The sequence below is a fragment of the Kribbella sp. DT2 genome, assembly GCF_049844575.1.
Lineage (GTDB): Bacteria > Actinomycetota > Actinomycetes > Propionibacteriales > Kribbellaceae > Kribbella.
Map to the genome: position 1 here is coordinate 100,098 of NZ_JBNCLH010000015.1, position 22,472 is coordinate 122,569.

At 70.6% G+C, this 22,472-nt stretch carries 17 protein-coding genes; 8 read left to right on the forward strand and 9 right to left on the reverse strand.

What is annotated here, in order from left to right; all coding sequences use genetic code 11:
* Positions 1-123 precede the first annotated feature (123 nt).
* From ACLQ2O_RS39960 to ACLQ2O_RS39985, 6 genes are all read right to left on the reverse strand, one after another.
* Positions 124-1,227, reverse strand: coding sequence for a glycosyltransferase family 4 protein (locus ACLQ2O_RS39960; RefSeq protein WP_425842728.1), 1,104 nt, complete (start codon positions 1,225-1,227; stop codon positions 124-126).
* A complete protein-coding gene (locus tag ACLQ2O_RS39965) occupies positions 1,224-2,465 on the reverse strand; it encodes a M48 family metallopeptidase (protein WP_425842730.1) in 1,242 nt (413 codons plus the stop codon). The genes ACLQ2O_RS39960 and ACLQ2O_RS39965 overlap by 4 nt, the downstream gene beginning before the upstream one ends.
* Positions 2,458-4,167: a hypothetical protein gene (locus ACLQ2O_RS39970; protein WP_425842732.1), complete on the reverse strand. Its 1,710-nt coding sequence runs from the start codon at positions 4,165-4,167 to the stop codon at positions 2,458-2,460. The genes ACLQ2O_RS39965 and ACLQ2O_RS39970 overlap by 8 nt, the downstream gene beginning before the upstream one ends.
* Before the next feature lie 144 nt (positions 4,168-4,311).
* Positions 4,312-5,382 carry an NlpC/P60 family protein gene (locus tag ACLQ2O_RS39975; protein ID WP_425842734.1) on the reverse strand — a complete coding sequence of 357 codons (1,071 nt, stop codon included), beginning with the start codon at positions 5,380-5,382 and terminating at the stop codon, positions 4,312-4,314.
* A gap of 274 nt (positions 5,383-5,656) precedes the next feature.
* Positions 5,657-5,899, reverse strand: a complete 243-nt coding sequence (locus ACLQ2O_RS39980; protein ID WP_425842736.1) for a hypothetical protein — start codon at positions 5,897-5,899, stop codon at positions 5,657-5,659.
* A 159-nt stretch (positions 5,900-6,058) separates the two neighbouring features.
* A complete protein-coding gene (locus ACLQ2O_RS39985) occupies positions 6,059-7,366 on the reverse strand; it encodes an NYN domain-containing protein (RefSeq protein ID WP_425842738.1) in 1,308 nt (435 codons plus the stop codon).
* A gap of 174 nt (positions 7,367-7,540) precedes the next feature.
* On the opposite strand from ACLQ2O_RS39985, the gene ACLQ2O_RS39990 reads away from it, so the two are divergent.
* From ACLQ2O_RS39990 to ACLQ2O_RS40005, 4 genes are all read left to right on the forward strand, one after another.
* A complete protein-coding gene (locus ACLQ2O_RS39990; protein WP_425842740.1) occupies positions 7,541-9,352 on the forward strand; it encodes a DEDD exonuclease domain-containing protein in 1,812 nt (603 codons plus the stop codon).
* A gap of 914 nt (positions 9,353-10,266) precedes the next feature.
* On the forward strand, positions 10,267-10,554 hold the full coding sequence (locus ACLQ2O_RS39995) for an Lrp/AsnC family transcriptional regulator (RefSeq protein WP_425842742.1): 288 nt from the start codon (positions 10,267-10,269) through the stop codon (positions 10,552-10,554).
* 50 nt (positions 10,555-10,604) lie between these two features.
* Positions 10,605-12,893 (forward strand): DUF2510 domain-containing protein, encoded by a 2,289-nt coding sequence (locus ACLQ2O_RS40000; protein WP_425842744.1) that lies wholly within the window; start codon positions 10,605-10,607, stop codon positions 12,891-12,893.
* Positions 12,894-14,781: 1,888 nt separating this feature from the next.
* Entirely contained in the window at positions 14,782-15,522 is a 741-nt protein-coding gene (locus ACLQ2O_RS40005) for a hypothetical protein (protein WP_425842746.1), read from the forward strand.
* Positions 15,523-15,570: 48 nt separating this feature from the next.
* Here ACLQ2O_RS40005 and trpD read toward each other — a convergent pair whose 3' ends face one another.
* Genes trpD through ACLQ2O_RS40020 form a run of 3 tightly spaced genes read right to left on the reverse strand, consistent with a single transcriptional unit; the run spans position 15,571 to position 18,006 of the window.
* Positions 15,571-16,617: an anthranilate phosphoribosyltransferase gene (trpD, locus tag ACLQ2O_RS40010; protein WP_425842748.1), complete on the reverse strand. Its 1,047-nt coding sequence runs from the start codon at positions 16,615-16,617 to the stop codon at positions 15,571-15,573.
* A 7-nt stretch (positions 16,618-16,624) separates the two neighbouring features.
* Entirely contained in the window at positions 16,625-17,041 is a 417-nt protein-coding gene (locus ACLQ2O_RS40015; protein WP_425842750.1) for a hypothetical protein, read from the reverse strand.
* 47 nt (positions 17,042-17,088) lie between these two features.
* Positions 17,089-18,006 (reverse strand): cytochrome c oxidase assembly protein, encoded by a 918-nt coding sequence (locus tag ACLQ2O_RS40020; RefSeq protein ID WP_425842752.1) that lies wholly within the window; start codon positions 18,004-18,006, stop codon positions 17,089-17,091.
* A gap of 82 nt (positions 18,007-18,088) precedes the next feature.
* Between ACLQ2O_RS40020 and ACLQ2O_RS40025 the strand changes: the two genes are divergently transcribed.
* From ACLQ2O_RS40025 to ACLQ2O_RS40040, 4 genes are read left to right on the forward strand one after another with little or no spacing between them, the layout of a single operon-like run.
* The gene (locus tag ACLQ2O_RS40025) at positions 18,089-18,751 is read left to right on the forward strand and encodes an aa3-type cytochrome oxidase subunit III (protein ID WP_344169199.1); all 663 of its coding nucleotides are present in this window, start codon (positions 18,089-18,091) and stop codon (positions 18,749-18,751) included.
* On the forward strand, positions 18,748-19,614 hold the full coding sequence (locus ACLQ2O_RS40030) for a c-type cytochrome (protein WP_425842754.1): 867 nt from the start codon (positions 18,748-18,750) through the stop codon (positions 19,612-19,614). Before ACLQ2O_RS40025 ends, ACLQ2O_RS40030 begins: the two co-directional genes overlap by 4 nt.
* Positions 19,611-20,663: a Rieske 2Fe-2S domain-containing protein gene (locus ACLQ2O_RS40035; protein WP_425842756.1), complete on the forward strand. Its 1,053-nt coding sequence runs from the start codon at positions 19,611-19,613 to the stop codon at positions 20,661-20,663. Before ACLQ2O_RS40030 ends, ACLQ2O_RS40035 begins: the two co-directional genes overlap by 4 nt.
* A gap of 5 nt (positions 20,664-20,668) precedes the next feature.
* Complete coding sequence (locus ACLQ2O_RS40040) at positions 20,669-22,366, forward strand: cytochrome b (protein ID WP_425842758.1); 1,698 nt, start codon at positions 20,669-20,671, stop codon at positions 22,364-22,366.
* Positions 22,367-22,472: the final 106 nt, after the last annotated feature.

A 22,472-nucleotide genomic window follows, 5' to 3' on the forward strand; every position in this document is an offset into this window, starting at 1 on the left:
TCAGGCAGCGGCAGCCGGAGAGCGGGAAGCTCGTACGGCTGCGGCGAGGCGCGACATCTGATGCATGCACCCAGAGTACACACATGTGCCCGGACGTCGAGGAGGCGGCAGGGTTCGGCCGGTTCAGAGATCGAGGAGGGCCCGCAGCTTGGCGCCCGACCTGGCCCAGGTCCACTCGGCCTCGGCCCACTCCCGGCCGGCCGCGCCGAATGCTTGCGCACGGCCCGGATCGGTCAGCAGCTCGACCAGCCGGACCGCGGTCGCGACCGGGTTGTACGGGTCGACCAGGTAGCCGGTCTCGCCGTGCCGGACGGTGTCCGGCGTACCGCCGGAGTCGCCGACGACGACCGGCTTCCCGGTCGCGGCGGCCTCGAGCGTGACGATGCCCAGGGCCTCCGGTTCGAGGCCGAAGCGGCGGGTTCGGGTGGGCATCGCGAAGACGTCGGCGGCGTCGACGTACGGCGGAATGTCCTGCCAGGGCACGGATCCGGTGAAGCGGACGGCGTCGCCGAGCGGCATGGCGAGGGCCTCCAAGCGGTCGCGGTCGGGACCGCCGCCGACGAGCAGGAGGACGGCGTCCGGTACTGCGGCGAGGACTCTCGGCCACGCGCGGATCAACGTGTCCTGGCCTTTGCGGGCGATCAGGCGGGAGACGCAGGCGACCACAGGGCCTCGCAGGTCGAGGCGTTGGCGGACCTCGTCTCCCCCGCAGCCCGGAAAGAAGCGCTCGGTGTCGACGCCCGGCGTCAGGCGCTCGATCGTTGCCTTCGGCGACAACGCGCGGGCGATCCGTTGCTCGCACCAGGCGGAGACCGTGGTGACGACGTCGGCCGAGTCTCCGATCCTTCGCAGTGCCTGGCGGGTTGCCGGCAGGGTTGCCCACCAGGTCTCGTGACCGTGGCTGAGGGCAACGATTCGCTGGGCGCCGGCGGCCCGGAGGGCCGGGGACATCAGGCCGAGCGGGGCGGCAGCGCCGAAGAGGACGCGGTCGGCGTCGTACTCGCGCAGGAACTGGATCGCCCGGCGGGTGACGCGCGGTGTCGGCAGCAGCATGGAGGTCCGGTCGCGGATCACCGGGAAGGGCAGGGTGCGGTCGTACGCCGTGTCGCCGGGAGTGTGCGAGGTGTACACGACGAGGTCGTCGAGCTCGTCGCAGAGCGAGCGGACGAAGGTCTCGATGCCACCCTGCCGGGGAGGGAAGTCGTTGGTGACGACCAGTACGGTCATCTGACGAGCGGCGGGACCGGGTCGCCGTGCTCGGTGCCCCAGGCCCGGCCCATCGCGATGCGTTCGGGCGGGGTCGGGTGGCTGGCGAACATCCAGTACCGCCAGGCGCTCGGCTCGAGACCGGAGATGTTCGTCACCGACAGCGCGTGCTGCATCTCGACGAAGTCCTTCGGGTCGTTCGTCAGCCGCAGCGAGTGGTAGTCGGCGCGGGCCTCGATCTTGCGGCTGACCAGGTTCTGCACCGGGGCCGCCAGGGTCGTCCCGGAGACGATCAGCGCCAGCAGCACCGCCGTACGGCGTGGGTCGCCCATCCGGGCCCCGAGCAGCAACCGCAGCAGCACCACGGCGAACGCCGCCCCGAGCGTGCCGATCAGCGTCCCGTGCAGCACGTCGTCCTCGGCCGCGTGGCCGAGCTCGTGCGCGACGACCAGCCGGACCTGCGCGGGAGTCGCGTCCTTGAGCAGCGTGTCGTAGACGACCAGCCGCCGGGTCGACCCGAAGCCCGACACGTACGCGTTGAGTGCGGTCGTCCGCTTCGACGCGTCAGCGACCAGCACGTCCTTCACCGGTACGCCGTCCTCGCGCGCGAGCTGCATGAACTCGTCGCGCTGCGCCCCCGGAGCCATCGAGGTGAAGTCGTTGAACCGCGGCTCGACCAGCACCGGGTAGGCGAACGAGACCCCAAGCACCAGCACCGCGCCGGCGATCGCCGCGGGCGCCCACCACCACGTGCGCCACTTCTTCGCCAGCGCGATCAGGCCGAGCGCGATCGCGATCAGCGCGACCGACATCAGCAGCCAGTTCACCGCGCGGTCGCGCAGCCACAGTCCCCAACTCTCGGTCGACAGGCCGTAGTCGCGGGTGACCTGCTCGGCCAGCGCCTCGGTCGGCAGCGTGATCACCGAGGTCACCAGACCGAGGCCGGCGACCAGCACGGGGACGGCGAGCCACCAGCGGCGGATCTTCAGTACGTCGTACAGGCGCTTGCCGAGTGGACTGAACCCGATCGCGAGCGGGACAACCACCGAGAGCACCCAGGAAATCGTTGACCACGGCAACAAAGCGTGCCGGAACCGTTGCTGGCGGTCGATCTCGGCGCTGGTGAAGTCCAGCGCCGGGTCGGGTTCGGGCAGGTCGATCAGGTGCCAGGGCGTGGTGGTGACGATCACCACGACCAGCGCCGCGGCGACCAGCACACCGGCGATCCAGGGCGCCCGGCGGGTGGTCGCGTCAGACACCGGCTAGCCGCTTGATGTAGTTCTGCCAGTCGGCGACGAACTGCTGCTCGGTGGTGCCCAGCACGGTGCGGAAGGCGTCGGCCAGCCCGGTCGGGCTCTTCGACGCGTGCACGGCCCGGTAGAACTTGACCAACTTGCTCTGTCCTTCCCGCTCGGCGATCAGGCGGCACGCCAGCCAGCCCGACTCGTAGGCCTGCGGGAGCTCCGTCGACGACGCGGCGAACGCCTCCGGTGCCGGCAGCCCCTTCGGGACCTTGCCGGCCCGGATCGCCTTGAACAGCTCCTTCGCCGCCGATTCGTCCTGCACGGACACGGCGGTGAAGGCGACGTAGTCGGCGAACCCTTCGGCCAACCACAACGGTACCGGCGAGGCGGTAGCGGTCGAGGCGACGTGGGTGGTCTCGTGGGTCAGTACGATCCGCCGGCCCTGCTTGCCGAGCTCGTCGAACAGCTTCGGGTTCGCGACGATCCGGACCGGGGCGCCGACCTGCGGGGTGTCCAGCTCGGCCATCGTGACGGCCGCGATCTGGGTGTAGGTGCCCTGCTGGGCGCCGAGCACGTTCTCCATCTGGGACTGCTTGGACGGCAGGTAGATGACCGCCTTCTGCCGCCAGTTGCGGCCCCAGACCTTGCTGACCGAGTCGACCGCGCGGTCGGTGACCTCGGCGTAGTCGTCGGCGTTGGCCTGCGAGTCCAGGCTGATCACCAGGCTGTGCTCGCTCTTGGCGACGTCGATGCTGCCGAGCGCCCAGATCGGGCGGCGCTGACCGGCGACGAAGCGCTCGGAGAACGAGGAGGCGTACGTCGTACCGTCGTCGCGGGTGACGAACGTGACGGGCAGGGTCTCGCGGGCCGGCTTCGCGTCGTACCCGGTGAGCTGCCAGGAGACCTCGACCTGGGCGAGCCAGGACTCGGTGCCGCCGAGCTGGCGGGTGCGGTCCGGTTCGAGCGCGGCCGGGTCGTCGCTGACGTAGCGCAGCTGGAAGGTGGCGAGCGGGAGCTTGCCGAGGTTGCTGTAGATCGTGCGGGCCTGCTCGTCGAACGACTTCGCCTGCGGGTCGATCGTCGCCAGGAACTCGGTGCGGTTCTCGCCGCGGACCGCGTCGGCCATCTTCTGCAGCACGGCCTCGCCGGCGACGGCGCGTCGTACGCCTTCGGAGGCTTCGTCAGGAGTCGTGGAGGTCTGGCCGGGGTTGGGGCTGCCGGTCGGTCCGGCCTGGTCGGCGGGTGCGTCGGCGAGCTGCCGGATACCCGCGAACGCGGCGACACCGACCACCCCGACCGCGGCTCCGAGAGCGATCCGCTTCACCAGGGGCTTGGGCAGGGGCCAGACGACACCCTTCCAGGACCCGTCGCCTGGAGGCTTGTCGCCGCCGCCCATCAAGGCAGTAGGAGTGCTTGTACGACGCTGAGCTGTAGCGGGCGTCGGCTGTTCGGTACGGGGAGTCTCGGGGCGCGGGGACGCGACCGGTTCGGTCTTGAGCTCGCCCGCGGGGGCGTCGTCCCACCAGCCGCCGGAGACCGGCTGCTGCTTCTTCCCCGGCTCCGACTGCTTCTTCGGCGGCGCCGAGCGGTCGGGGCGGCGGGCGGCGTGCTGGGCGGGGATGACGACGGTCGTCTGGTCCGACGGCGCCTTGTCCGCCGGGGTGCCACGAGGCGGGACGGCAGGCAGCGGCGTCGTGTCGCGCTGGTCGTCGTTCACCTCAGCCCCTCGCTGATCACCTGCCCCGGTCCGGGGAATCACTTTAGGCGTCCTCCCCGACAGGAGACCACACCGGTGGTGAAACGACGCGGCCCCGGGGGTCGAACCCCGGAGCCACGATCACGAATCTCTTCCCGCGCCTGCTCAGCCCGGGCGGACCGCGCCGCTGTAGGGCATCAGGTCGATCGAGTCGGTCTTGACCGGCTTGCCGGGGCGGCTGGCGTGCACCATCCGGCCACCGCCGATGTACAGGCCGACGTGGCTGATCGGGCTGTAGAAGAACACCAGGTCGCCCGGCTGCAGCTGGCTCTTGCTGACCCGGCGGCCCTCGTTGATCTGCGCCTTCGAGGAGTGCGACAGCGAGACACCGGCCTGGGCCCAGGCCTTCATCGTCAGCCCGGAGCAGTCGAACGAGCTCGGACCGGTGGCGCCCCAGACGTAGGAGTCGCCGAGCTGGGCCATCGCGTACTGGACGGCGGCCGACGCGCGGCCGCTGGCCGGCACGTTCGGCAGGTCCTCGTCCTCGTCCCCGTCGTCCATCCGGCCGTTGCCGCGGCTGGTCCGCTGGTCGCGGGCCTCTTCCTCTTCCTTCTCGTTCTCGGCCTGGATCCGGGACCGCTCGTCATCGCTCAGCTTGCCGAGCACCTTCTCGGCGGCGTCGAGGTTGGTCTGGATCTGCTTCTTCAGGCCGTCCTGCTGCGACTGCACGGTCTGCAGCGCGGCCAGCTCGGCCTGCTCGCTGGCCTGGAGGTCGGCGAGCTTGCCCTGAGCGGACTGGAACTTGCGGAGCGCGGAGTTCTGCTGGCCGGCGTACGCCTGGGCGGTCGAGGCCTGGCTGAGGAACTGGTCGGGGTTCGTCGACAGCAGCAACTGCGCCGTCGTCGTCATCCCGGAGGTCTGGTACCCGGCGACCGCGAGCGAACCGATCTGCCGCTTCACCGAGTCGACCTGCGTCTGCTGCTTCTTGATACCGGCCTGCAACGCCTTCACCCGGTCGTTCGACGCCTTGATCTGGCCCCGCAGATCGTTGGCGGACTCACCGGCTTCTTCGGCCTTGTGCTGCAGCGCCGCGACCTGGGCCTTCGCCTGCGCCAAAGTGGGCTTCGGGTCCGCGTCCGCGGCGCCCTGGAAGAACAGCAGCCCCGCCACGACGGCAGTGCTGGTGATGGCGGCGAGGGCGATTCCCCTGGTGCGGTTGAAGCGTCCGGTGGACACAGCCCGGTCGGTCCCTTCCTCTGCTCGCGCCGTCCCCGTCGACCCAGCGCTCGTGGCGCCGAACCTACCGCAGCGGGTCCGTCGCCAGCCGGCGGGTCACCCTTCGGCTGTGCTGCCCGGCCGGTCCGGTAGACCGACACTCTGAGGCAACGAGAGGTAACAGTAGTAACCGATTCGTGACCGGTGCAATTCGCCCCTCGGGTTTGATCCAAAATTAACGTCGGCAAACCCTTGCCCGTCGTACGGCCGCGGTCAGGGCGCGACCGTACGCCGGTCAGACGGCGTCGGCGGCCGGATCTCCCGTCGTCGCGGCGTCCGGCTCGACGCTGCTGACGGCGTGCACCAGCCGCAGCGGGGGCACCAGACCGGACTGGGCCAGTACGTCGAGCGCGGCGCGCTCGTCGTCGTCGATCCGCAGTTCATCGGTCCGCTCGGCCGTCAGCCCGAGCACCACCGTGACCACGCAGTCCCGGCAGCCCGGGCCTCTCATCACGCACGCGTCGCAGTCGATCAGCACAACGTCCTCCAAGTGGGGAAGGACCGGACTTGCGTCCGGCTGAGAAGGACGCTAAAGAGCCCCACCGACAGTTTTTCGCGATCTGTTGCGCACTGCCCGGATTTCGGCGCTGCGGGCAGGCGGGACGCGGCGGCTTCAGGCGAGTTGGACGGATCGGCTTCAGGGGCGGGCGATACGGGCGATCAGGCTGACCGCTGACAACGCCCTGGCACCGAGCTGGACGATGCTCTCGGCAACCTCCCGGTCGGAGGAGACGACCACGATCGGGCGGCCCGCCGGCTCGGCGCGGACCAGTTGCCTGATCACCTCGTCGGCGATCACCCCGGCCGGGCTGAACCTGACCCGCACCCCGCGCGGCGGGTTCAGCTGCACCGGCCCGGACAGCTCGGCGCCGTCGAACACCACCGTCACCTCCACACGCCGCTGAGCCACCAGCGCGCCGAGCGCGGTGACCAGTCGCTGCCGCTGCGAGTGCAGTGGGGAGTTCGGCCAGACGGTCTTGGTGACGTTGTACCCGTCGACGATCAGGTGCACCTGCGGCAGCGCCAGCAGCTCGTCGAACAGCGCGGGGTCGTCGTCGGGCGCCGTACGGCCGACTGGTGCCGCGGACGGCTCCACACCGGCGACGGTGTCAGCCGGCCGCAGGTCTCCCCCGGGCGGCAACGCCAGCTCACGACGGAGCCCGCCTGCAGCCTCCACCAACGTGTCGAGCAGCAGTCTGGTCCGCGTGGACGCCATCTCCCGCTCCTGCCCCGCTGTACGACGGGCCGCGTGCTCCACAGCTTCCAGCTCCGTCACGCGAGCACGCAGCTTGCGGACCTCCCGCTCGACCTCCGCACGTGCTGCGGCGACCCGCTCGTCGGCGGTGGTCGCCTCGATGGTCCGCTGCTCGAGGTCGCTCTGCAGACCGGTGATCCGCTGGCGCGCCTCGTTCAGCTTGCGGCGCAGGGTGACGTTCTCCGACTTGAGCTCGGTCACCTGCTCACGCAGCCGCTCACGGACCTGGCGGGTCTCGGTCCGGGCCTGGTCGAGCTGGTCGGTGAGCCGGCTGACCACCTGCTCGTCGACCGCCGGTGTCTCCGCCTGGACCTGGGCAGCGGCGTTCACCCGCTCCTCCCAGTCGTCCGGGCGCAGCAGGTACGCCAGGGCGGCCACCTCGACCGGCTCGGCGGCCGGGACCGGCACACCGTCGGCGACCGCGTCGCCGAGCTCCGGGTGCTCCCGGCGTACCTCGAAGGCGATCAGGCGGCGGAAGTGCTCGTCGGTCGCGAGGATCGGACCCAGCACGGACGCCGACAGCTTGGCCCGCTTGGCCGGGGCGAAGCTGGCGAACCGCCGCAGCGGCGCCGGGATGTCGGTCGCGGGCAGCTGACCGAGGGCCTGGGCGGCGAGCGCGAGAACCCGTTGCCGGACCGGTTCGGGCAAAGCGGTGGTAGCGGAGCCGGCGGCGGTGCCTGCCTCAGTCACCGGTCCGCAGTCCGGCCCGGACGGAGGTCTGGCTCAGCCAGTGATGCAGACCACAGCCGCCGGGCCCGGGGCCCGTCAACGCGGTGATCGCTTGGATACGCATACGGGCAGCGTAGTCGGTCAGGCCGCGTGTCAGCGCAGGAATTGTCGGTGGGGGCTTCTAGCGTCGTGGTCATGTCCATCGCCTCGCCGGATCCCGCCGCTGCCCCGGCGCCCGGACCGCTCGCGCCGATCCGTGGCGTGCAGCCGAGTTTCGACGACCTCGGGACGCCGCTGCGCGACGTCACCTTCTGCGTGGTCGACCTGGAGACCACCGGCGGCGCGCCGGGCAGCTCCGGCATCACCGAGATCGGCGCGGTCAAGGTCCGGGCCGGCGAGCTGGTCGGCGAGTTCCAGACGCTGGTCAACCCGGCCGAGCCGATCCCGCCGTTCATCGCCGTGCTGACCGGGATCACCGACGGGATGGTTGCCTCGTCACCCCGGATCGGCGCGGCGCTGCCGGCCTTCCTGGAGTTCGCCCGCGGCTGCGTGCTGGTCGCGCACAACGCGCCGTTCGACGTGGGTTTCCTCAAGCACGACAGCCAGGTGCACGGGTACGACTGGCCCGACTTCCCGGTCGTCGACACCGCGCTGCTCGCGCGTCGCGTGCTCACACCGGACGAGGTGCCCAACTGCAAGCTCGGCACGCTGGCCAAGCTGTTCCGCACCACGACGACGCCCAACCACCGGGCGCTGTCCGACGCGCGCGCGACGGTCGACGTGCTGCACGGGCTGTTCGAGCGGGTCGGGTCGCTCGGCGTGCAGACGCTGGAGGACCTGCAGACGTTCTCGTCGCGCGTCGCGCCCGCCGTACGGAAGAAGCGGCACCTGGCCGAGTCGTTGCCGCACGCCCCTGGTGTGTACCTGTTCACCGACGACCGCGGCGAGGTCCTGTACGTCGGCAAGTCGAAGGACCTGCGGACCCGGGTCCGGTCGTACTTCACCGCCTCGGAGACGCGGACGCGGATCGGCGAGATGATCGGGATCGCGTCCGGCGTGCGCGGGATCGAGTGCGGGACGTCGCTCGAGGCCGAGGTGCGGGAGCTGCGGCTGATCGCGGAGCACAAACCGCGGTACAACCGGAGGTCGAAGTTCCCCGAAAGGCAGCACTGGCTGAAGGTCACCGTCGAGCCGTTCCCCCGGCTGTCGCTGGTCAAGCAGCTCAAGGACGACGACGCGGGGTACCTCGGTCCGTTCAGCTCGCGCAAGACCGCCGAGCGCGCGATGGCCGCGCTGCACGAGGCGTTCCCGATCCGGCAGTGCACGCCCCGGATGTCGCGCTCGCCGCGGATGTCGCCGTGCGTGCTGGCCGAGATGGGCCGCTGCGTCGCGCCGTGCGACGGCCGGATCGACATGGACGCGTACGGCGAGTTCGTGGAAGGGCTGCGCGCGGCGCTGGTGTCCGACCCGAGCCCGGTGATCGACGCGCTGACGCGGCGGATCGACGTACTGTCCGCGGACGAGCGCTTCGAGGACGCCGCCGTGCACCGGGACCGGCTGGGGGCGTTCGTCCGCAGCAGCGCCAAGATGCAGCGGATGGCCGCGGTCACCAGCTGCCCGGAGATCTGCGCCGCCCGACGTACCGATGACGGCGGCTGGGAGCTGCACGTCATCCGTCACGGCCGCCTGGCCGCCGCCGGCATCGCCGCCCGCGGCACTGACCCCCGCAAGTACCTCGACATGCTCCGCGCGTCGGCCGAAACCGTCCTCCCCGGCATCGGCCCCGTCGCCACCGCCTCCCCCGAGGAGATCGAGCTCGTCCTCCGCTGGCTCGACGAGCCCGGCATCCGCCTGGTCGAGATGAACGGCACCTGGACCTGCCCGATCGGCGGCGCGGGGCGCCATTTGCGGCGCTTGGATCCGCCCCGCTCCGAAGACCACCACCACCCGTCAGAACGCCGCCGCCGCTCGATGCGCCCGGTGGGACCGGCACGCGTGGGGCTGTGACCTCGGTTGGGCCAGCCTGAGTCGGGCGGTGGCCCCGGTCTCGCGTCGGGCGCCGGCCCTGGCAGGGCCCGCCTGAGTCCAGCGCTGAACCCCGGTCTCCAGTCGGGCGCCGGCCCCGGCAGGGTCCGCCTGAGTCCAGCTGACCCGGGTCTCGCGTCGGGTGCTGTTCCGGGTAGACCCAGCTCGGGTCGGCCTTTGACCCAACCAGCCCTCGACCCGCGCTGGAGCCGACCCAGCTGGCGGCGGATCCAGCTGTTGCTCCGCGCGGCGCCGTACAGCATCACCGAAGCCGGGCTCGGCGCGAGCACCATGCCGCAGCCCCGGCCGACGATCTCTGAGCCAGCTGTCCTCACCGGCCGACCGGACTGACCGCTGACCGGCTGACCGGCTGACGAAATCTCCTCGCCGAACCACCCGTGCTCGACCCGGCCCACCCCCACCCCCGCCCCCGCCTTCCCGCCTTCCCGCCTTCCCGCGATGGATGTTCACCCAGCGCGACTGGGCTCCCGCGCCGCGGCCCGGCGCTCGCACCTTGAGCACCACCCAGCCGTTGTCTCGCGACGAATCCGGCTGGGCCGTGCTCAAAGTGGCCCCCGCGGATCCACTCGCGGTGCCCCGCTCATGCTCAGCTCGACTGCTCCCTTATACGTCGACTAGCGCCGTACACCGCGTCAGTCGTCGTACTAGGGATCAGTCGACCCTGGGATCGCTCGAGCTGCGCGTTGGGTGGACGGACGTCGACTGCGTGGGGCTGGCGGGTGCGCGGTGGCGGATCTGCAGGGTTGGTGCCAGGTTGACCGGCGGCGTGCGGGGCTGGTTGTCCACAGGTGGTGGCTGTCCGGGCGGCGGGTGAGGGGCCGGCGGAACTATGCTTCAGCGCGGTAGGGGGTTGCGGGGACTACGGAGAGGACGTCATGGTCACGGCGATCGTGTTCATCAAGGCGGATGTGGCTCGGATTCCTGAGGTGGCCGAGCAGGTGGCGGCGATCGACGGGGTCAGCGAGGTGTACTCGGTGACCGGCGGGCTGGATCTGATCGCGATGGTGCGGGTGGCCCACCACGACGACCTGGCGACGGTCATTCCCGACCACGTGAACCGGGTCCCGGGGGTGCAGAGCACCGAGACGCACATCGCCTTCCGGACGTACTCGACGCACGACCTCGAGGCGGCCTTCAGCCTGGGCCAGGAGGACGGTCTCTGAGGCTGGATCGCGTGGCCTGACTGACACCCCGCTGAAGTTACGGTGAACCCATGAGCAACCCTCCCGCCGGCTGGTATCCGGACCCCACCGGCCAGCCGGACACCATCCGCTGGTGGAACGGGACGCAGTGGACCAACAAGACCGAGCGCGAGACGCCGGACGAGCCCACCGCCGAGCCGGAGGCCGAGACCCAGGAGTTCAGCCCGGAGAGCACGTCGGGCTGGTCGAGCACGCCCGCCGATGAGCCGCGCGCCGAGGAGCCGAGCACCGGTTCGCCGTGGGGCGGCGGAGCTGACGCCGGTACGGCGGGAGCGGGCGGCTTCACCGACGGCACGGCGGGCGCCGGCGGCTTCGCGGGCGGTTCGGCCGGAGCCGGTGGGGCTGTGGGCGGTACGGCCGGGGCCGGTGGGGCTGCGGGCAGCGCGGCATGGGGCGGTGGAGCTGCCGACGGCACGACGGGATCCGGCGGTTCGGCCGGGGCCGGTGGGGCTGCGGGCGGTACGGCATGGGGCGGTGGAGCTGCGGCTGGTACGGCCGCAGCTGCTGATGCGGCAGATGCTGGTGCAACTTCAGCCGGTACGGCGTCTGCTGGTGGGTGGACTCCGACGGCCAGTGGGGCTGGGGCTTGGGGTTCTGACGACCTGGACACGGCTGGTGCCTCTGGTGGAGGCGCGGCGGCTGGTGGGGTCAGCGCCGGCGGCTCGGGGACGGGTGGCTGGGGTGAGGTTGGCGCGGTCGCGGCGGGTGACCAGCAGGGCGACGTACAGGAAGTTTCTGGCGACAGTGCTGCTGATACCGCGGCGTTGAGTGCTGCGGAGAAGGCCCGGGCGACCTGGACGCAGAAGGCCGTCGGGCCGACCAACTCCGGGCACTGGACTCAGCAGGCAGCGCCTGATGCGAGCGACCAGACCACCGGGCCAAACCCCGCGACTGTCACCGGCGACGCCGAGCCGGTGGCGCAGGGTGAGTGGACGTTGTCCTTGGCAACAGACCCGACGAGTACGACGGACGCTGGTCCGGGGGCGGATGTCGGTGCCGCGGAGGACGCCGATGGCGGTCCGCGGGGGGACGAGAAGCCTCAGCTGTGGCAGGTGCCTGACGAGACGCCGGGCGACGACGACTTCCCGGACCACTGGCGGACGAACGACGAGCAGCCGGCCACGCCGCAGTGGGGGCAAGCTGGCGAGCAGGGGCAGGCTGGTGAGCAGGGGCAGTGGGCTGACCAGCAGACCAGCCCGAACTGGCAGACCGGCGAGCAGCAGAGCACTCCTGGGTGGCAGGGCAGCGGGCAGCCGGGCGACGGCCAGCAGCCCGGATGGCAGAGCAACGGGCAGCAGGAGGGCGCGGCCAGTTGGCAGACCGCTGGGCAGCAGCCCGAGTGGCAGCCTGACGGTCAGCATGGCCCGACCGGCTGGCAGACCGAGGGGCAGCAGAACGACCCGTGGCACGGGGCCCAGACCCAGCAGGTCGGGGCGGAGCAGAGCGGTGCCGCTGGGTGGGGACCTCAGCAAAGCGGCCAGGGTCAGTGGCAGGGAGCACCGGCTGGGCCGACTGGCGGTGGCACCCGGCAGAAGTCGCCCGGTGGGGACAAGCCAGGCGGTCCGCCGAAGACCTTGCTGATTGTCGCCGGCGCGGTCGGACTCGTGCTGATCGTCGTCGCCGGGGTGTTCTTCGTCGTCAACCGCGACGACAAGCAGGCCGAGCCTGAGCCGACCAGTAGCGTCCCGACGAACAGCCCGAGCGGCACGCCGTCCGCGCCGACGAGCCAGCCGACGACACCGCCGGGCAGCCAGAGCACCGTACGGCCCGGTCAGTCGAAGGACCCCAAGCTGCACGAGGGCGGCCGGATCGCCTCCGAAGCGATCTCGTTCCCGCGGCAGCGACCGCCGTGGTCGGACCGCAAGCGGCTCGTCCCGCAGCTGGTGAACTCCAGCGGGCAGTACGTGCTGCTGCAGGAGAAGTTCGACGGCAAGAACAGCTGGTACGCCGACGCGTTCGTCGGTTCGCTCGGTACGTCGGTGCTGTTCAACGGCGACGTGAAGGCGACCGCCGCGGACCTGTCCGGGCAGCTGCGCAGCACCCTGTACGGCGACATCCCGGTGAAGTTCGCGGATCTGCGCAACGGCGCGGTGAAGCGCTCCGGGAAGAACGGCTGGTACTACCAGCAGTCCGTCACGGCGGCGAACCCGAAGATCGCCGCCCGGGCCCTGACCCTGACGGTCGCGGTGTTCGATCTGGGCGACGGCACCGCCGTCGCCTACATCAGCGACATCCCGACCACCCGGCCGGATCTGAGGACGGCCGAAGCCCAGCTCTACAAGGGAATCAACGTTGGCTGAGAACGAGAACCCGCCCCGCCACAGCGCGCCCCCGCCGCCAACTCCCCCGGGGCGGCCGGGGCTACCCCCGGACGCACTGGGCGAGCAGCCGGGCGACCGCACGACGGACGACCGCCGGATCGCCGAACACCCCCTCGGCGAGCCCACGCCGAACGACCGTCTGATCGGGCACACCCCGGGCGACCGCACGACGGACGACCGTCTGTCTGCCGGGAACGGCCCTGGCGATCGCGCGCCGAACGACCGCCGGATCGCCGAGGATCCCCTCGGCGGCCGTATGCCGGACGACCGTCTGTCCGCCGGGCACGCCCCGGGCGAGCGTTCCGCCGAACGACCTCAAGGAGACGGTGTGCCGAGCAACCAACCGGGTCCGCTGAGTGGGTCCTCCAACTCGCTGAGCGGGAGCTCGGATTCGCTGGGTGCGGGGTCTGATCCGTTGTTCGGTCAGTCGCCGGCACCGGCTCCCCCACCGCCGCCTCCCCCGCGCCCTCGCACTGCTCAGGGGCCGGTTGGCGGAGGCCAACAGCAGCAGGCATCTGGTCGTCCGGACCAGCAACCGCCGAATGGTCCGTCGGCGCAGCAAACTCCGCCGGTTGGCGGTCAGCAACAGCCGAACGAGGCGTCGCGGCAGGCCAGCGGGCCTGCGCAGCACGCCGGAGGCCCAGCCCAACAGGCCGGCGTGCCGACGCGGCACGCGGGCGGGCCCGCACCGCACGCGGGAGAGCCAGCGCAGCAGACCGGTGGCCCGGCCCAGCAGGCTGGCGGGCCGACACAGCCCTCGGGCAGCCCGGCGCAGCACACTGGTGGTCCGGCTCAGCAGGCTGGCGGGCCGACACAACACCCGGGCAGCCCGGCGCAGCACACTGGTGGTCCGGCACAGCAGACTGGCGGACCGGCTCAGCAGGCGGGTTGGTTTGCTGGGCAGCAGCCAGCTGGACCAGAGGCTCGGCCTCAGCAGCAGCCAGGCGGGCCCGCTCAGCGCGCGGGCGGCCCGGCTCAGCAGCCGGACAGGCCTGCAGGGCAGCAGCCGGGTGGGCTGCCGTCGGCTCAGCAGCACCCGGGTGGGCTGCCGTCGACTCAACAGCAGCCGGGGCGGCCTACGTCTCCGACTCAGCAGCCGGGTGGGCCGGGGGTTCGTCCTGCGGTGCAGCAGTCGCCGTACGGACAGCCTCAGCAGCAGGCGCCAGGGCAACACGGGCAAGGATCCGGTGGGCGGCAAGGGTCGAGCGGGCAGAGGCGCACTCAGCCTGGAGGCCCGCAGGGGCCGGCTGGGCAGCAATGGAGTGTGCAGTCTGGGGAATCGCAGGGAGCCCGTGGGCCTGTCGGGCCTGGGGAACCTGGTCGGGCGCCGGCGCCTGGGGTTGCTGTGCCGTATGGGCAGGGCCCACAGCAGGACCAGCGGCGCGGGCCGCAGGGACCCGGACTCGGTGGACCGCAGGGCCTAGGGGCCAGTGGACCGCAAGGACCTGGGACTAGTCGACCGCAAGGCCCAGGGGCCAGCAGGCCGCACGGATCTGAGGCCAGTGGGCCGCAAGGACCGCGGACCGGTAGTCCGCAGGGCCCCGGGCTGAGTGGACCGCAGGGACCTGCGGCCTATGGTCAGGGGCCGACCACGCAACGGCCAACACCCGGACCTCAGGATGCACCACGTCCCACAGCCCACCCGCCGCAGCGGATGGGCTCCCTCGAGCAGGTGCCACCAGGCCCCGGCCCCCAGGGCCAACAACCCCTAGGCCCCACAGCGCAAACCCGCCAAGAAGCACAAGGCTCCCAAGCCCGCCAAGAAGCACCACAGGGCTCCCAAGCCCGGCGAGCAGCGACCCGTGGCGGCTGGCAGGACCAAGAGGTCGGCAGTCCGCCCGATGACGGCGGGGACGACGACTACGGCGTGGTGGACCGGCCGTCCGGCGGCAGCGTTCACCGGGCCCGGCTGATCGGCGCGTTGGCGCTCGTACTGGTGGCCGTGCTGACGACCGTGTTCAGCGTGTCCTGGCTCTGGACCAACGCGCAGGCCGTCTCGCCGGTCGACGTGCCGGCGGGGAACGCGGGTGACGTGAAGACGATCAGCCCGTCCGTGAAGCCGTCACCGACGCCGACGCCGGAAGGGCGCGTGATCGGCGGGCTGTTCTACAACGGCCTGAACGACACCATGCCGATGATGTCGTCGGCCTGGTCGTCAGAGGCCGACCGTACCGGTCTGTACGCCGGGATGGGCAGCGTCCTGAGCGTGCACACCAAGTACGACGGCAAGGAGAACTGGGTCAACTACGTCTCCTTCGGCGGCCTGAGCAAGGACATCCCGTTCACCAACACCCCGGCCGGGCTCAAGGACGCGACGATCAAGGCCGCGACCGCCGCGCTGGTCCGCCTCTACGACCCGAACGTGAAGCTGATCGGCAAGGCCACGCACCGGCCGCTGACCGTCGACGGGCACGCGGGTCACGAGCTGACGATCAAGGTCGACGTCCGCAAGCCGAAGCTGCCCGAGACGTTCTCGACCGTGATGGTCGCGGTGGTCGACCGCGGTGACGGTACGGCGGTCGTCTCGGTCGCCGACATCTCAGGCTCCACCGCGCAGTGGCTGCCGGTCTGGCGCACCAACGTCTCCCAGATCAAGTTCAGCAACTAGCAAAGGCGCCCGCTCCTCACCAAGAGAAGCGGGCGCCTTGCAAAGCAGTCAGCCGCGGACTTCCCGGCAGATCGTGATCCACCGCTCCAGCACGTCCTTGGCCGCACCCGAGTCGATCGCCTCGGCGGCCCGGTCCATCCCGGCCCGGATCCGCGTCGGCACGGTCCCCGGCTGAGCGTCGTACGCCGCCAGAGCCGCCCCCGCGTTGAGCAGTACGACGTCCCGCACCGGCCCGGTCTCGCCGTCCAGCAGCGCCCGCACGACCTTCGCGTTGTACGGCGCGTCGCCGCCCCGCAGCGCCCCGGTCGGTACCGGCTCGATCCCCAGCTCCCGCGGGTCCAGCGTCACCGGCCCCTCGACGGACCCGCCGCCGACCGACCAGACCTGCGACGTCGTCATCGTGGTCAGCTCGTCGAGCCCGTCGTCGCCGTGGAAGACCAGCGCGTCGATGCCCCGCCGGGCCAGCACGCCGGCCATCAGCCCCGCGACCCGCGAGTCCCCGACGCCGACGGCCTGGGCCGACGGGTTGCCCGGGTTCGCGAGCGGGCCGAGGAAGTTGAACGTCGTCGGTACGCCGAGCTCGCGCCGCGGCACGGCCGCGTGCCGCAGCGCCGGGTGGAACGCGGGCGCGAAGCAGAACGTGATCCCGGCCCGCTCCCCCACCGCGGCCACCTGGTCCGCGGTCAGGTCGAGCGGGATCCCGAGCTCTTCCAGTACGTCGGCCGCCCCGCACGCCGACGAGGCCGCGCGGTTGCCGTGCTTGAGGATCTTCGCCCCGGCGCCGGCCGCGACGATCGCCGACATGGTAGAGATGTTCACCGTGTGCGCTTGGTCACCTCCGGTGCCGACGACGTCCAGCGTGCGGCCGGACACCTCCAGCCGGGTGGCGAAGTCGCGCATCGTGGTGACGAGTCCCTCGACCTCGACGACCGTCTCGCCCTTGGACCGCAGCGCGATCACGAACCCGGCCAGCTGGGCCGGTGAGGCCGCGCCGGACAGGATCTGCTCCATCGCCCAGCCGGTGGCGGCGGCGTCGAGGTTCTCGTGCCGCAGCAGCGGGTTGAGCACCTGCGGCCAGGTGAAAGCGGCGGTCATCGCCGGATCAGGTCGTCGCGGGCAGCGACTCGACCCGCTGCCGCAGCAGCTCGGCGGTCACCTCGGCGAGCCGGACCGGGTCGATCGGGTGCGAGACCGCGGCCTCGGCGCGCGACCAGGTCGCCAGCCAGGCGTCCTGCGGACGGCCGGTGATCACCAGGACCGGCGGGCAGCGGAAGATCTCGTCCTTGAGCTGCCGGGCGATCCCCATGCCGCCGGCCGGGACGGCCTCGCCGTCCAGGATGGCCAGGTCGATGCCGCCCTTGTCCATGGTCTTGATCACGGCCGGCTCGGTCGCGCACTCGAAGTACTCGAGCTCGGGCAGGTCGGCGGCGGGCCGCTTGCCCAGGGCGAGGCGGACCGACTCCCGCGTCGTACGGTCGTCGCTGTAGACCAGCACCTTCAGCGGACGCTCTGAACTCATCGCTTCATCCCAAGCTGTGTGTGGACAGGCAGATAACACCGCGCATGCTACCGGGGTGCCTGCCCGGCTCTGCGCGCCTGTTCCTCCAACCGGTCGAGTCGCCGGTCCTCACGCTTGGCTTCGCGCTGCGACTGGCGCACCCACTGGACGAACAGCACGCCGAAGAAGATCAGTCCGACGATGTCGCCGGAGCCCCAGAGCAGGCCGCCCGCGATGTACTGGTCACGCAGCGGTGACGGCGGCCAGGAGCGGGCGAACGAGGTGTACCAGTCCTCGGCGATCAGCGTGTTCGCGGACATGATCGTGATCCCGAGGAACGCGTGGAACGGCAGCGTCAGGAAGGTCAGGATCAGCCGGAACGGGTAGATCACCCGGCCGGGCACCGGGTCGAGGCCGAGCAGCGGCCAGAAGAACAGGGCGCCGACCGCGATGAAGTGCAGGTGCAGCAGGTCGTGCAGCATCGTCGAGCGCAGCGTCGCGTCGTACCAGCCGCTGAAGTACAGGGCCCACGGGCTCAGCACGAACAGGGTGAACCCGATCAGCGGGAAGCAGATCACCTTCGCGAACCGCGAGTGCAGTACGGCGAGCAACCATCCGCGCGGCTTCCGCGGAAGGGTGCGCAGAGCAAGCGTCACCGGCGCGCCGAGCGCCATCGCCAGCGGGGTGAGCATCGACAGCACCATGTGCTGGGCCATGTGCACGCTGATCAGCACGGTGTCGTAGGCACCGAGCACCGACTGCGTCGCGATCACCGCACTGCCCAGACCGACCCCGATGAACGAGAACGTCCGGCCGCGCGACCACTTGTCGCCTCGCGCGCGCAGGCGGTGCACGCCGTACAGGTAGATGGCGCCGACGGCCAGGATGACCGCCAGCAGCACCGGTTCGAAGGTCCAGGCGGTCAGCAGCCGCAGCGGCGTGATCGGCTCGATCTGATCGCCGGGTCCGGCGTGGAGGGGAAGCACTCTCCCACAGTAGAAACAACAAAGGGCCGACATGCATGGGGGTGGGCGTGCTGTCAGGAACCTCGACCGACATAATGACCGCGTGGCCACTGCAACCGCACTCCCAGCGTCCCGTGAACACGGACACCACGACCGTCCCAGCATGGTCAGTGTCGGCACGATCGTCTGGCTCTCGAGCGAACTGATGTTCTTCGCCGCCCTGTTCGCGGCGTACTTCACGATCCGGTCGGTGACGACCGCCGCCGCGGCACCGGGAACGGAGACCCTGTGGGACGCCTCCACAGCGCTTCTGAACATCCCGTTCGCGGCGGTCAACACCACGATCCTGGTGCTGTCGTCGTTCACCTGCCAGTTCGGCGTCTTCGCGGCCGAGCACGGCCGGGTCGGCCGGACCGGCTCGGTGCTGAACGTCCGGTCCTGGGGCATGCGTGAGTGGTTCATCCTCACGTACGTGATGGGCGCGGTCTTCATCGCCGGCCAGGTGACCGAGTACGCCACGCTGATCCACGAGGGTGTGACGATCGCCTCGTCGCCGTACGGATCGGTCTTCTACCTGACCACCGGGTTCCACGGTCTGCACGTGACCGGCGGTCTCATCGCTTTCGTGTACGTGCTCGCACGGACGTACATGGCTCGTAAGTTCACCCACGAACAGGCCGTCTCGGCGATCGTCGTGTCCTACTACTGGCACTTCGTCGACGTGGTCTGGATCGCCCTGTTCGCGACCATCTACCTGCTCAAATGAGTGAGAAGAGACTTTCCTTGTCACCGGCGCGCTTTTTGTCTGCGCGACGACGGCACCGGTCAGCCGGCCTCGTCGTGCTCCTGTTCGGCCTCCTGGCAGTGGGTTCGGCGTACGCCGCCTTCGCCCCTGACAACGCGGTCGCCGACAACTCGGCCCAGTCCCAGCAGATCGAAGAGGGCAAGAAGCTCTTCGCGGTCGGCTGTGCCAGCTGCCACGGCTTGAACGCCGAGGGCGCGGGCAACGGCGAGGGCAAGTTCGCCGGCCCGTCGCTGATCGGCGTCGGCGCGGCCGCCGTCGACTTCCAGGTCGGCACCGGCCGGATGCCGGCCATGCAGCCCGGCGCCCAGATCCCGCGCAAGACCCCGGCGTACACGCCGGAGGAGATCGAGGCCCTGGCCGCGTACGTCGCGTCGCTGGCGCCCGGCCCGGCGGTGCCGGCGTCGGACTCCTACGACATCAGCAAGGCCACCGACGAGCAGGTCACCCGCGGTGGCGAGCTGTTCCGGACCAACTGCACCGCCTGCCACAACTTCGCCGGCAAGGGTGGAGCGCTGCCGAACGGCCGCTACGCCCCGTCGCTGATGGGCGTGGACCCCAAGCACATCTACGAGGCGATGCTGACCGGCCCGCAGCAGATGCCGGTCTTCTCCGACCAGGTGCTGCAGGCCGAGGACAAGCGCGACGTCATCGCGTACCTGAACGCGTTGCAGGAGCAGAAGGACCCGGGTGGCTTCGGGCTCGGCCGTCTCGGCCCGGTCTCCGAGGGTCTGTGGGGCTGGCTGGTCGGGATCGGCCTGCTGGTCTGCGTAGCGGTCTGGATCGGCGCCAAGGGCGTCAGGGCCAAGGGAGCGAAGGCCGAATGAGTGACAAGAACCTCCCCGCGGTAACCGGGGACGAGCACGCCCACGGAGCCGTGGAGCTGGCCGAGCCGATCGCCGATCCGGGCGTCGAGCCGCACGAGCACCGGATCACCGACATCGACCCGAAGGCCGCCGACCGTGTCGAGCGGCAGGTCGCGACGATGTTCACACTGGCCGGGCTGCTCGCGGTCGGGTCCTGCGTGGGGTACTTCGCGATCCCGCGCGACGCCGTCCTGGAGTTCGGCCCGCTGTCGGGCAACGCGAACAACATGACGCTCGGCCTGTGCCTGGGCGTGGCGCTGTTCCTGATCGGCGCCGGCGCGATCCAGTGGGCCAAGAAGCTGATGGTCGACACCGAGATCGTCGAGCTGCGCCACGACGCAAGCGCCTCCCCGGAGCAGCGCGCGGACATCATCGAGGGGTTCCAGACCGGCGCCGCGGAGTCCGGCTTCGGCCGCCGCAAGCTGATCCGCCGCTCGCTGATCGGCGCGATGGCGCTGCTCGGCCTGCCGGCCATCGTGATGCTGCGCGACCTCGGCCCCTCGCCGGGCCGCAAGCTGTACGACACCATCTGGGCCCAGGGCATCCGGGTCGTCAACGACGTCACGCTGCGCCCGATCAAGCCGTCCGACCTGGTGGTCGGTCAGCTGGTCAACGCGGCCCCCGCGAACCTCGCTCCGATCCAGGAGGAGAGCGGCGTCGAGTACCAGAACGCCAAGGCCAAGGCGGCCGTGATCGTGGTGCGGATCGCACCGAGCGAGATCCGCCCGCCGGCCGGCCGCGAGAACTGGGGCATCGACGGCATCCTGTGCTACTCCAAGATCTGCACCCACGTCGGGTGCCCGATCTCGCTGTACGAGCAGACCACGCACCACGTGCTCTGCCCGTGCCACCAGTCGACGTTCGACCTGGCCGACGGAGCGAAGGTCATCTTCGGCCCCGCCGCCCGTCCGCTGCCTCAGCTACCCTTGGCCGTGGACGCTGAGGGCTACCTGGTCGCGCAGAGCGGCTTCACCGAACCGGTCGGCCCGAGCTTCTGGGAACGAGGGTGACAACAGTGGCCACGAAAGAACTTCCCCCGCCGGTCGCCTGGGTCGACGACCGGATCGGCATCGCCAAGCTCGGCAAGAAGAACCTGCGCAAGGTCTTCCCCGACCACTGGTCGTTCATGCTCGGTGAGATCGCCCTCTACAGCTTCATCATCCTGCTGCTGACCGGTGTCTTCCTGACCTTCTGGTTCAAGCCGTCGATGGCCGAGGTCGAGTACCAGGGCTCGTACAGCCTGCTCAAGGGCCTGCACATGTCCGAGGCCTACGCCTCGACCCTCGACATCTCGTTCGACATCCGCGGCGGTCTGCTGATGCGGCAGATCCACCACTGGGCGGCCGTGCTGTTCGTCGCCTCGATGATGGTCCACCTGCTCCGGATCTTCTTCACCGGCGCGTTCCGCAAGCCCCGTGAGCTCAACTGGGTGATCGGCTTCGGGATGCTGTTCCTCGGCATCATCGAGGGCTTCATCGGCTACGGCCTGCCCGACGACCTGCTGTCCGGTACGGGGCTTCGCATCACCCAGGGCATGATCCAGGCCTCACCGGTGATCGGGACCTGGCTGAGCTTCTTCATCTTCGGCGGCGAGTTCCCCGGCGACGACTTCGTCTCCCGGTTCTTCACCGTGCACGTGCTGCTGATCCCAGGTCTGATCCTGGCGCTCGTCACCGCGCACCTGATGCTCGTCGTGTACCACAAGCACACCCAGTACCCGGGCCCCGGCCGGACCGAGAAGAACGTCGTCGGCTACCCGCTGATGCCGGTCTACATGGCCAAGGCGGGCGGCTTCTTCTTCGTCGTGTTCGGCATCACCGCCCTGATGGGCGCGCTGCTGCAGATCAACCCGGTCTGGCTGTACGGCCCGTACAACCCCGCCGAGGTGACGGCGGGCTCCCAGCCCGACTGGTACATGGGCTGGCTGGAAGGCTCGGTCCGCATCATGCCCGGCTTCGAGTCCCACTTCTGGGGCGTGACGCTGAGCTGGAACCTGCTGATACCGGCGCTGATCATCCCGCCGGCGTTCGTCACCCTGGTCGCTCTGTACCCGTTCATCGAGCAGTGGATCACCGGCGACAAGCGGGAGCACCACCTGCTCGACCGGCCGCGCAACCAGCCGACCCGGACCGGGATCGGCGCCGCGTTCATCACCTTCTACGGCCTGCTGTGGATCGGTGGCGGCAACGACCTGGTCGCGACGCACTTCGGGATCTCGCTCAACTCGGTCACCTGGTTCCTGCGGTTCGCGGTGTTCCTCGGCCCGGTGTTCGCCTTCTGGGCGACCCGGCGGATCGCGATCTCGCTGCAGCGCGCCGACAACGACCGGCTGCTGCACGGCCTGGAGACCGGCGTCATCATGCGGTCGCCCGACGGCGAGTACACCGAGAAGCACGCCCCGATCTCGAACTACGAGGCCTACTCCCTGACCGCCCGCGACCGGACGCTGCCCCTCGAGGTCGGCCCCGAGACGGACGAGAACGGCGTAGCGGCTCCGCACCGCGGACTCACCCGGGTCCGCGCGGCGCTGTCCCGCTTCTACTTCGCGGACTCGGTGCAGAAGCCGACCGCGACGGAGATCGAGGAGGCCCACGCGCACGGTCACGGTCACGACGACCACGAGGAGCTCGGCCACAGCGCCGAGGTCCCCGGCCTCACCGGCACCGTCGAGACCGACGACGAGACGGCGCGCGAGCAGATCACCAAGCACTGACCCAGCACCACCTGAAAGGCCCCGGCTCATTGAACTGGTCCCCGGAAGTTGGACTGGTTGGATAAGAGCCTAGGCCGCGAGGGTCTGGGTCCGGTATTGCACCGGG